General features: G+C 66.8%; 5 protein-coding genes. 4 read left to right on the top strand and 1 reads right to left on the bottom strand.

Annotated features, from left to right (window positions below):
- Nucleotides 1-465 precede the first annotated feature (465 nt).
- Together P12x_RS29200 and P12x_RS29195 are read left to right on the top strand one after the other, a co-directional pair.
- Complete coding sequence (locus tag P12x_RS29200) at nt 466-4401, top strand: SNF2-related protein (RefSeq protein WP_435008631.1); 3936 nt, start codon at nt 466-468, stop codon at nt 4399-4401.
- A gap of 445 nt (nt 4402-4846) precedes the next feature.
- The gene (locus P12x_RS29195; protein ID WP_435008630.1) at nt 4847-6367 is read left to right on the top strand and encodes a PAS domain-containing hybrid sensor histidine kinase/response regulator; all 1521 of its coding nucleotides are present in this window, start codon (nt 4847-4849) and stop codon (nt 6365-6367) included.
- 247 nt (nt 6368-6614) lie between these two features.
- Here the strand turns inward: P12x_RS29195 and P12x_RS29190 are convergent, their stop codons facing one another.
- A complete protein-coding gene (locus tag P12x_RS29190) occupies nt 6615-9458 on the bottom strand; it encodes a tetratricopeptide repeat protein (RefSeq protein WP_435008629.1) in 2844 nt (947 codons plus the stop codon).
- 565 nt (nt 9459-10023) lie between these two features.
- On the opposite strand from P12x_RS29190, the gene P12x_RS29185 reads away from it, so the two are divergent.
- Entirely contained in the window at nt 10024-11028 is a 1005-nt protein-coding gene (locus tag P12x_RS29185) for a TlpA family protein disulfide reductase (protein ID WP_435008628.1), read from the top strand.
- A gap of 57 nt (nt 11029-11085) precedes the next feature.
- Nucleotides 11086-11562 carry a hypothetical protein gene (locus P12x_RS29180; protein ID WP_435008627.1) on the top strand — a complete coding sequence of 159 codons (477 nt, stop codon included), beginning with the start codon at nt 11086-11088 and terminating at the stop codon, nt 11560-11562.
- Nucleotides 11563-11759 lie beyond the last annotated feature (197 nt).

Here is an 11759-nt window from a genome sequence, read left to right as displayed (position 1 = left end):
ATCGGCCCGGCAGTTCGGTGAGGTTGGGGAGTTCGATCGGGCCCAGGGGGTCCGGGCCGGCTCCGAGGTGATGGGCCTCCTCTCCGACGGGAGAGGGTGCCGGACGTGCGGGATCTCGCGATCACCGGGGCTTCCCGGCCGGATCCTGGCGGGCCGGGTCATCGGGTCGCTCGGGATGGTCCGCGAGCGGGCGAGCGTGTGGGGGGGATGCCGGTTCCCGAGCGAGGTCCTGTTGAGGCCTAACCTCCGCGATGTCTCGGAGTTCGGGTCGGTTCGTAGATCGTCGGTCACCCCGGGCCGGTCCCGGCGAAGGTGACGCGATCGGATCGGAGCGGGCATCTTGAAGGTTGGATCGTCGATGGACCAAGGCCCCGGACACCCGTTCGGGTCGCGAGGGTCCGCGAGCGTGACGGCGGGGATCGTCCCCCGGGCGTCGGATTTAGCAGCCGTCGCGGATGGGAAGGGATGATGGGGATAGCCCAGAAGTTGGCCCGTGAGTTCAGCGACGCGGTGCGTTCCCGCGGCCAGTCGTACTTCGCCAAGGGTCGGGTCGCGATCACCGCGTCCTCGGCCGGCGAGGTCGTCGCCAAGGTCAAGGGGACCGAGCGGTACAAGGTCCGGCTCCGACTCCGCGGGATCAAGCTGATCTCGTCGTGCTCGTGCCCGTACTTCGGCCCGGCCGGGGCGCCTTGCAAGCACCTCTGGGCGACCCTCCTGGCCGTCGACGCCCGGGGGCTCCTCCCCTCGGCGCCGGCCCGCCCGCTCCGCCTGATCACCGATCAGCCCCAGAGGCAACCCCAACGCCCTCCCATCGATGGGATCGAAGGGCTGCCGCCCCTCGACTCGGAGCCCCTGCCCTACCCGCTCCCGGGACCGGGCCAGAATCCCCCGCGCGGCCAGAGGCCGCCCCGAGGGCAGGAGCAGACCCCGGGCAACGGTCGGGGCCCCGGCTATCCGCCCCAGCAGCGCGAACGCGGCCCCGGCCAGGGCTACCCACCCCAGCAGCGCGAGCGTGGCCCCGGCCCCGGCTATCCGCCCCAGCAGCGCGAGCGTGGCCCCGGCCAGGGCTACCCACCCCAGCAGCGCGAGCGTGGCCCCGGCCCCGGCTATCCGCCCCAGCAGCGCGAGCGTGGCCCCGGCCCCGGCTATCCGCCCCAGCAGCGCGAGCGTGGCCCCGGCCCCGGCTACCCACCCCCGCAGCGCGAGCGTGGCCCCGGCCCCGGCTATCCGCCCCAGCAGCGCGAGCGTGGCCCCGGCCCCGGCCCCGGCTACCCGCCGAGGGGTGATGGTCCGGGCCAGGGGGCTCCGGGCTATCCGCCCCGCGGCCCTGGTCAGGGGACTCCGGGCTATCCGCCCCGCGGTCGTGGGCCCGGCCCTGGCCCCGGCCAGCCGCATCAGGCTCGGGGACCCAACGGGCCCGGCCCAGGACGGCCGGGTCGCCCCAATCCCAAGGATCGAAGGGTCCGAGGAGTCCCCGGGGAGGGGGTCAACGGGAACGTCAATCTCCAGCAGGCGCGGGCCCAGGCCAAGGCCGCACGGGCCGCCCTGGCCGCCCAGCAGAAGTCGAAGCGGCTCCTGGCCTACATCCTCGATGTTCCGACCACCCTGAGCGCGAATCAGATCGTCATCGACCTGGCCCGTCGGGCCCGTCGGCCTAACGGCGACTGGGGCCCGCTCAAGCCCTGGTGGCACACCCCGAACCTGCCCGTGGTCCGCTACGACCCCGAGGACCGCGACCTCCTGGCCATCCTGGTCGATGCGCAAGCCCCCCCGTCGACGGCCTCGGCGGTGAATTCGAACGCCTATGGCGAGTCGGCCGGGACCCGCCGGTTCGTCCTCAAGCCCGAGTTCCAGTCCTCGGTGGTTGAGCAACTGGCCAAGGCCGGACGACTCAGGCTCCGACGGACCGACGGCGAGGACGACCCGCCCCTGGCCCGCTGGGACGACCAGCCCCCCTGGCGGTTCGGCATCGAGGTCAAGTCCGACCCCACCGGCAAGCGCTGGAGCTGGCGAGGGATCCTCCGACGTCCCGACGGCCGAGGTGGCGTGGACCGGATGGACCTGGCCGAGCCGATGGCGATCCTGCCCGGCCTGATCGTCCAGGGAGTCGGCAAGATCGCCCGGCTGGACGACGCCGGGCTCTACTCCTGGGTGACGCAGGTCCGCCACGAGAAGGAGTTGATGTTCCCCGACTCGGCCTCGCAGGACGCGATGTTCGAAAAGCTCCTGGCCGAGTCGCCCGGCCCGGTCTCCGACCTGATCGAGTCCGAGGTGCTCCAGCTCCGCGAGACCAACGACGTCCCCCAGCCCTGCCTGACCCTCCGGACCCCCCGCCAGAACTGGGGGACCGACCGCCTGATCGCCGAGCTGGGGTTCGACTACGCCGGGGCCTACGTGCCGATCATCCGGCCCGGCGACATCGCGGTCCGGACCGACCTGAACCTGGTCGTCCGCCGGCAGGTCGCGCTCGAACAGGCCGCGGGCATCCAGCTCTATGAGCTGGGGTTCAAGGACGCCAAGGACCAGATGCTCGACCCCGGGAGCCTGGAGCTGCCGGCCAAGCGGGTCCCCCAGGTGACCAAGGAACTGGTCCAGGCCGGCTGGCGGGTCGAGGCCGAGGGGAAGCTGATCCGGCAGGCCGGCGAGTTCAAGCTGGCCGTGACCACCGGGATCGACTGGTTCGAGCTGGGAGGCCAGGTCGATTTCGGAGGCCAGAGCGTCCCCCTGCCCGACCTCCTGGCCGCCGCCCGGTCGGGCGAGACCATGGTCACGCTGGGCGATGGCTCGATGGGGATGCTCCCCGAGGACTGGCTCAAGAAGTACGGGATGCTGGCCGACCTCGGGACCACCGAGGGGGAAAATGGCCCGATCCGGTTCGGCAAGGCCCAGGCCGGCCTGCTCGATGCCCTCCTGGCGTCCCAGCCGGAAATCAAGCTGGATATCGGCTTCGGCAAGGTCCGCCAGGCGCTCCCGAGGTTCGAGGGCGTCTTCCCCAAGGAGGCCCCGCCCGGATTCCGGGGCGAGCTCCGCCCGTATCAGCGCGAGGGGCTGGGCTGGCTCGAATACCTCCAGAAGTTCGACTTCGGCGGGATCCTGGCCGACGACATGGGCCTGGGCAAGACGATCCAGGTACTGGCCCTGCTCCAGAGCCGACGGGCCCGGAGGCTCTCCAAGGGGCCCAGCCTGATCGTGGTCCCCCGGTCGCTGGTCTTCAACTGGAGGGCCGAGGCCGAGAAGTTCTGCCCGAGGCTCAAGGTCCTCGACTACACCGGGTCGGGCCGGCACGCCTCCCGCGAGGAGTTCGACGACTACGACCTGATCGTCACCACCTACGGGACCCTCCGGACCGACATCGTCGAGCTGAGCCAGATCACCTTCGACTATGTGATCCTGGACGAGGCCCAGGCGATCAAGAACGCCGACAGCCAGGCGGCCAAGGCGGCGCGACTGCTCAAGGGCCGACACCGGCTGGCCATGAGCGGCACGCCGATCGAGAACCACCTGGGCGAGCTCTGGTCGATCTTCGAGTTCCTCAACCCCGGGATGCTGGGGACCGCCTCGGTCTTCAAGAAGCACGCCTCGGGGGCCTCCGCCGCCGACGAGGGGGCCCGATCCCTCCTGGCCCGCGCCCTCCGGCCGTTCATCCTCCGGCGGACCAAGCAGCAGGTCGTCAAGGACCTCCCCGAGAAGTTCGAGCAGACCCTGATCTGCGACCTCGAGCCGGCGCAGAGGAAGCTCTACGAGGGCCTGAAGGCCCACTACCGCCAGGCCCTCCTCCGGAAGGACACGGCCGAGCTGGGCCGGTCCAAGATCGAGGTCCTGGAGGCGCTCCTGAGGCTCCGCCAGGCCGCCTGCCACCCCGGCCTGATCGACCCCGAGCACTCCGGCGACCCCAGCGCCAAGCTCGACATGCTGATCCCGACGCTGGTCGAGGTCGCCGAGGAAGGCCACAAGATCCTGGTCTTCTCGCAGTTCACCAAGTTCCTCGGCCTGGTCCGCGACCGGCTCGACGCCGAAGGGCTGAAGTACGAGTACCTCGACGGCCGGACCCGGAACCGCGAGGAACGCGTCCAGCGGTTCCAGAACGACCCGGATATCCCGCTCTTCCTGATCAGCCTGAAGGCCGGCGGACTGGGCCTGAACCTGACCGCCGCCGGCTACGTCTACCTGCTCGACCCCTGGTGGAACCCCGCCGTCGAGGCCCAGGCGATCGACCGGTCGCACCGGATCGGACAGACCCAGCAGGTCTTCGCCTATCGGCTGATCTGCCGGGACACCGTCGAGCAGAAGATCCTCGAACTCCAGCAGAAGAAGCGCGACCTGGCCGACGCCATCCTCAACGAGAACCGGAACGTCATCGGCACCCTCACCAAGGACGACCTGGAGTTCCTGCTGTCTTAATGGGAGCCCCGTCGACCGCGGGACCGAGGCCGGGTGAATCGCCCTTCGTGATCGGAGGGCCGATGAACTCCCGACCGCGACCTCGTTCGAAGCAAGTGACCGGGGGGTAACATCCGGCGTCCTTGTCCCGTCACGCTCGCCAAGGCGGTCGATCCTCGTCGACTTCGCCCCATTCAAGCCAATCAAATAAAAATATATATTTTTATTTATATATTTACGTAAGAATTTTCCTGCCGGCGTTGGTCCCGTCGTCGGGGCAAGCCCTGACCTGCGAGGAGGACCCCGCCTCGGCGTTAAGAATTTTTGCAAATCTATAAATACTTAAATAAAAAAATTGATTACCAGTGGGGTGATATGGCCCGAATTTTGGTATAATGTCCCTTACGGATCAGAGAGGACCATTTTTGATCGAAGTGCGATCATAGAAATCGAGAACGGAGGGGTCGTGACCGCGAACCCCGAAGGTTCGATCCTCGCATCAGAGCTGCGTTATCGACGCCTTTTCGAGTCGGCCAAGGATGGCATCCTCATCCTCGATGCCAGGGACGGCACGATCGTCGACGCCAACCCGTTCATGACCGATCTGCTCGGCTACGAACATCGCGACTTCCTGGGCAAGGAACTCTGGCAGATCGGGTTATTCGCGGATCAGGCCGCCAACCGGGCCGCCTATGAGGTCCTGCAAGAGACCGGTTATATCCGCTACGAACACCTGCCGCTCAAGGCCGAGGGCGGCCGGGAGGTCGAGGTCGAGTTCATCAGCAACGTGTATTACGAGGGGGAAGCCAGGGTTATCCAGTGCAATATCCGCGACATCACCGAGCGTCGCCGCCTGGAGCGGCAGGTGCAGGAGCAGGGGGAGGCCCTGGCGGACGCCGACCGTCGCAAGGATGAATTCCTGGCGATCCTCTCGCATGAACTCCGCAACCCGCTGGCCGCCATCCTCAACGCCGTCCAGATCTTCCAGCTGGGCAAGGAAGAGGACCCAACCCAGGAGAAGGCCAAGGCCATCGTGAGGCGCCAGGTGGGGCAGTTGACCCTGCTCGTGGACGATCTGCTGGAAGTGACGCGGATCACCACCGGGGCGGTGGTCCTCCGCCTGGAACGGTGCGATGCCGTGGAGATCGTCAGGCGGGCGGTCGATGGGCTGATCCATCTGGTGTCGGCCCGCGGCCACAAGATCTCGGTTTCAATGCCGCCGGGACCGATCTGGGTGAACGCCGATGCCGGGCGGATCGAGCAGGTGGTGGTGAACCTGGTGGGCAACGCGGCGAAGTACACCGACGCCGGGGGGCGGATCGAGGTCTCCGTCATGCAGGAGGGTGCGCAGATGGTGCTCCGGGTGCGGGACACGGGCATCGGGATCTCCGCGGAATTGCTGCCCAACGTCTTCAATCTGTTCACGCAGGCGGATCGATCGCTGGACCGATCGCAAGGGGGGCTGGGGATCGGGCTGACGATCGTGCAGCGGCTGGTGAAAATGCACGGGGGCACGGTGGAAGCCCGGAGCCGCGGGCTGGGGCTGGGGAGCGAATTCATCGTGCGATTGCCATCGGAGGGGGATTCCTCATCGGGGCAGCCGAGCGATCCAAAACCCCGAGGGCTTCGCGTGCTGGTGGTGGACGACAACGTCGATTATGCCGACGGCGTGGCGGTGCTCCTCCAGGCCTCGGGCTATCAAGTTGAGGTGGTGCACAACGGCCCCGACGCCTTGCTGGCGGTGGCGAAATTCCAGCCGGACGTGGTGGTGCTGGACATCGGATTGCCGGGGATGGATGGATACGAGGTCGCGCGGAGGATTCGAGAGGAGCCCACCCTGTCGGGCACGCGAATCGTGGGCGTGTCGGGCTATCGAGAGGAGCGGGAAGAAATGCGGAGCAGCCACGACCGATTCGACAGCTACCTGCTGAAGCCGGTGCTCCTGGATCGATTGGAGGCGAGCTTCAGGCCCGAATCGAATGCTTGAGCCCCGATGGTGAGGACGAACCTGTTCTTGACCGCCAGAGGAGAGCTTCCCGCTCGCCATGTCGCGTGAGACGCCCATGGCCACTCAGGTCAGGATCCCACCGCCCGGATCGTCGTACTGGCCTCGAGCTCGTGCGGAGGATGATCGGAGAGCGTAGTGAGTCATCGCTTCACCCCTCCGAGGAAAGGTCGGTCCTCTCGGACGGGGTCGAGCATCCCGCGCGAGATTCCGACGGGCTCTCGGGAGACTACCTCTTGGCCCTCCACTCGGCGGCCTTGGCCTCCCGATCGGTCGACTGATAGAGCTGGACGACTCGCTCGGCCGCTCGGGTCGAGAGCATCCGGAGATCGGCGGGAATCCTGGCCTCCCGAGACTTCAAACCCTCGTAGCCGTTGAGGAGGAGGGGTTCGGCCTCGGCGTATTTCTGCCGGCCGAGCAGGCTTTCGCCGAGCAGGCTTTGAGTGTCGAACCGGTTCCAGTCGTCGGGGCGTTTGGCCTCCCAGGCCGCCAGGCCTTCCCGGAGGTACGGCTCGGCCTCGTCCCACCGCTTCTGATCCAGGAGGTTTCGACCGAGGGCCGAGAGCGTCTGGGCCACGTCGGGGTGATTGGCCCCGAGTTTCTTCCGGCGAGCGGCCAGGACCTCGCGCAACATCGGCTCGGCCCGGGTCGGATCGCCCGACGCTTCGTAGGCGAGGGCGAGGTCGAATCGCGCGGCGAGGGTCCGGGTGTGGTCGACGCCGAGCTTGGCGGTCAGGGTCGCCAGCGTCCGTTCGAGGAGCGCGATGGCACGATCCAGCTGGCCGTCGGCCTGGAAGGACAGGGCCAGGTTCTTCTGGGTGGAGAGCGTGCTGGGGTGATCCGCGCCGAGCTTGGCCGAGCGGCCGGCCAGGGCCCGCTCCAGCAGCTCGATCGCCCGGTCCGTCTGGCCGACGGCCTGATAGGCCGGGCCGAGATTGCTCTGGGTCAGGAGGGTGTAGGGGTGATCGGCGCCGAGCTTGGCCACCTGGGATGTCAGCGTCTGCTCGAACAGGGGGATGGCCCGATCCCAATGGCCGGCCTCCCGGTGGGCCATCGCGAGATTGTGCTGCGTGAGCAGTGTGTCGGGATGGTCGGCCCCGAGCTGGGCGGCTCGAGCGGCCAGGGTCCGCTCGAAGAGGGGGATCGCGCGGTCCCACTGGCCGTCGTCCCGGTAGGTCAGGGCGAGATTGTTCTGGGTCAAAAGGGTGTTGGGATGGTCGGGGCCGAGCGTGGCCGCCTCGGCGGTCAGGGTCCTCTCGAAGAGGGGGATCGCGCGGTCCCACTGGCCGTCGTCCCGGTAGGCGAGCGCGAGTTGGTTCTGCGCGGTCAGGGTGTCGGGGTGGTCGGGGCCGAGCACGCCCTTCCGAAGTTCCAGGGTCCGGGTGAGCTGGCGGATCGCCAGCGACGGCTCGCCCAGGAAGTGATAGGTGGTCCCCAGGACGCCCCGGATGGCCGCCTCGACGGCCCCCTGGTCCTCGAAGGCCGAGGCGATCTTCGGCTCGGCGGCGTCGATCGCCCGGCGGATCGTCACGTCCTTGCCCAGGCCCCCCTCCTGCCCTTCGGGGCGAGCGGCCGCCAGGACCTGATCCTGGAAGAACTTGAGGACGGCCTCCGACTCGGCGGCGGATCGCCGGGCCTTCTCGCTCTCGATGTTGGACAGGGCCTCGGCCCGGGTGGCCCGGATGGCCTGCCAGGTGCTCAGGACGGCCCCCAGGATCAGGAGCGAAGTGAAGGCGGACGCGACGATTAGGGCCGGCCGATGCTTGCGGGCGAATTTCTGGAGCCGGTAGGAGGTCGACGGCGGGCAGGCCTCGACCGGATCGCCCGCCAGGTAATTCCGGATGTCGCGGGCGAAGGCGCCGGCGGTCTCGTATCGGCGATTTCGGTCCTTCTCCAGCGCCTTCATCACGATCCAGTCCAGCTCGCCCCGCATCGCGCGGGAGAGCTTCATCGCCTCGGTCCTTCGCTGGTCCGAGATCTGGGCCGTCGTGCCCCCCGAGGTGATGAGGCGGGTGCTGGGCCGGGGCGTCTCCTCCTCCTTGATCCGACGGAGGATCTCGACGTATCCGGCCTTGTGGAGCCTGGCCCGTTCCAGCGGGGTGCTCCCCGTCATCAGTTCGTAGAGCATCACGCCGAGCGAGTAGATGTCGCTGCGCGTGTCCACGCCCATGGCACTCATCTCGGCCTGCTCGGGGCTCATGTATTCGAGGGTGCCGACGATGGAGCCGAACTCGGTGAACATGGTCCGCTCGGTGAGCCGCTGGTCGGTGGCCTTGGCGATCCCGAAGTCGATCACCTTGGGGACCGGCTTGCCGTCATAGAGGGTCACCAGCACGTTCGAGGGCTTGATGTCCCGGTGGATGATCCCCTTCTGGTGGGCGTGCTGGATCGCCTGGCAGACGTGGATGAACAGCTCCAGCCGCCCGGTCGGGGCGAGCTTGGCCTCGTCGCAATACTGGGTGATGGGGACGCCGTGGACCAGCTCCATCACGAAGTAGGGGCGTCCGGTGTCGGTGGCGCCCGCATCCAGGACCCGGGCGATGCACTGGTGGTCCATCAGGGCCAGGGCCTGGCGTTCGGCCTCGAACCGGGCGATCACCTGGGCGCTGTCCATGCCCGGCTTGATGATCTTGAGGGCCACCCGACGCCGGACGGGCTGTTCCTGCTCCGCCATGTAGACCGAGCCCATGCCCCCCTCGCCGATCATCTGGAGCAGCTTGTAGGGGCCGATCCGGCTCCCCGGCCCTTCGGCGAGCGGGCGAGGGGCGAGGCCCTCGACGGCCAGGCCCGATACCGGCCCGCCGTCCGACGCGGGATCGTAGGCGATGGTCGGGGAGTCGGGCCGATCGGCCGGGCGAAAGCAGGTCGTCGCGGCCGGATCGCCGGGAGCCAGGAAGGGGCGTTCCAGGAGGCTTTCCGGCCGGTCATAGGCCATCAGGAGCGCCTCGACCCGTCGACGCAGCTCCAGGTCGGTCGAACACTCTCGATCCAGGACTCCGGCCCGGTCCGAAGCGGCGTCGTATTCGACGGTCGCCCCGAACACGGCCTGGACGCGTTTGGGATCGAGCGACATGGAACGGTCCTCGCGTCGGATTCGCACACGATAAGGCACAGTTCATAAGGATAGCAGAGAAAGGATTCCGATGGCGACGCTCGATGAGAAACCGAGGGCGGCGGCCAAGGCCGGCGGGGTGCCGCTTTTTGGACTCCAGTAACGCTGGCGAACCGGCCCGGAGGGCGAGCCCTGCCCTACGGAAGACCCCGGAGGATTCCGCGACCGGATGCTTTGGTAAATAGCGATGACGGTTCCACGGCTGTAAGATAGGTCGAAGGGATCGGGCCAAAAGCTCGTCGAGAGACCGCTAGAAGCCCTTGTTTTACAGATGTAAAATATGTAACGGGTCATTAGGGAGGCGAAACCGGCGGTTTTCGATCCGATTTAAAAGCACTTACGTCGAGTCGAAAGTGGCATGTCTGAAGTAGGGACGAAAATTTTCGCTCTAATGTGGAGGAATGAGCATTTGGAAAACATGGTAATTTGCCTAGCATTAACCTGCCTCGCGCCGGCGGTAGGGGCCCCGGCAGAAGGACCAGGTGGTCTCGATCAGTCCGCTACCTCGGACGCCGAGAAGGACTATTTGGACCTCCTGAAGCAATACGACCAGGACGGGTCCGCCCAACCAGGCGGCCCCAAGATCGGCCCGAGAGGATTCGCTGAGCGTTGCCTGGCGATCGCCGCGCGAGACCCCAAGATTCGGCTACTCTCGCTCGTGGAGGCGATCCGAAGAGCCCCCGACACCCCCGAGGCGTCGGTGGCGGTCGACCAGTTCATCGGCGGCTACGCCGCCAATCCCAACTATCTGATCGCGATCGACCAGATGCTGATCTACTCCCCCAACAGGATGGCGATCTCGGCCGGGACCACGGAACGTCTCCTCCTCGCCCTCCTCGACAAGAGTCCGAATCGGAGCGTCAAGGGCCTGGCCTGCTACTGCCTCGCGGTCTGCTTTCAGGCCAGGACCGAGGGTGGTGTCGTGCTCGACCCGAGGGATCTGGACTCATCGCTCGACCGGTCGATCGGCTACTTCGAGCGGGCCTCGTCGGAGTACGCCGACGTGGAGTCGCAAGGCACGACGGTCGGCGAACTCTCCAGGGTGGAGATCAGGTTCCTGAAGGACCTGCGTCCCGGTCGTGTGGCACCGACCACGCGGTGCGAGGGCTTGTTCGGTGGCCCGTTGGATCTGACGGACTATCGCGGCAAGGTGGTCCTGCTGAGCTTCTGGGCGACTTGGTGCGGGCCGTGCATGGCTGCGATCCCCCGGGAGCGGGAGATGGTCCGAAGGTACGAGGGGCGTCCATTCCAGCTACTGGGCGTCAATGGCGACGACGACATCGAGAAGGCCGTCAAGGCCGTCACGCAGAAAGAGATAACCTGGCCCTCCTTCCGGAACGGTGGATTTCGCGGGCCTCTCTCGGATCAATGGCACGTCAGTGCCTGGCCGACGCTCTATCTGATCGACCACAAGGGGGTGATCCGGCGCAGGTTCGTCGACTTTCCCGATGAGAAGGAATTGGACATACTGGTGGGTTCGCTGATCACTGAATGCGAGGGTGATCGATCCGGAGGGCGGAAGCCGAAATAACTGGATCGGCTGAAGTATAGCGACGCGGACAGTTCGTTCCCCTGAGGAGGCCCCGGCATGAAGCTGCCCCGCCTGCGATTCTCGGTCCGGCGACTGATGGTCGCCGTGGCGGTTGCTGCGGTCATCATCGCGGGTATGATTCAACTCCCGGGAATTTTCCGAAGTCGCTCCCAGCGGCTAAGCTCGGCCGAACTTTATCGGTGGCGAGAGTCTAATTTGAGGTCGGCGGCGGGTGTCCTCCTCGCCTGCACCGACCGTCCGGGTGCGCTCAAAAATACATATGATGGACCATGCCGGTCATGCTGCCTCGCCATCGCGGGGATGAAATGTGGGTTCGACGTCACCCACGAGGAGGCCGCCCGTTCGCTGCTGGAAGCCGCCGGCATCGTGGGCCGCCTGGCTCATCGGTACGAGGTCGGAGCATCGACCCCATGGGCCGACATGCCGTCGCCGACGCCTTCGGAATCGGCGGAAACTCTTGCACTCCTCAACGGGGACGGGCCTCTGACTCGGAAGTATTTCGATAACCTGTAAGTTTCCCGGACCGCAAGGTGGGTTCCACAAGCAAGCCTGGGCTAATTTCTTCGGGCGCGAAGGGTGAAGTATGTGGTGCATCCGGCAAGTCGGGCTACGAGGGCGAAATTCGCAACATGTAACGCGGCAGGCAATTGTTGCTTCGGCCCGGCGTCAAGGGACAAGCCGGATGCACCATAGAGAACACTGATGACAGC

It is taken from the genome of Tundrisphaera lichenicola, from assembly GCF_051175385.1.
In the GTDB taxonomy this organism is placed as follows: domain Bacteria; phylum Planctomycetota; class Planctomycetia; order Isosphaerales; family Isosphaeraceae; genus Tundrisphaera; species Tundrisphaera lichenicola.
The sequence above is the reverse complement of the archived record's forward strand: the minus strand, read 5'-3'. Positions and strand labels throughout refer to the sequence as shown.

Coding starts and splice junctions, on each gene's coding strand:
- P12x_RS29200 (WP_435008631.1), top strand. CDS start 466: ATGATGGGGATAGCCCAGAAGTTGGCCCGTGAGTTCAGCGACGCGGTG.
- P12x_RS29190 (WP_435008629.1), bottom strand. CDS start 9,458: ATGTCGCTCGATCCCAAACGCGTCCAGGCCGTGTTCGGGGCGACCGTC.
- P12x_RS29180 (WP_435008627.1), top strand. CDS start 11,086: ATGAAGCTGCCCCGCCTGCGATTCTCGGTCCGGCGACTGATGGTCGCC.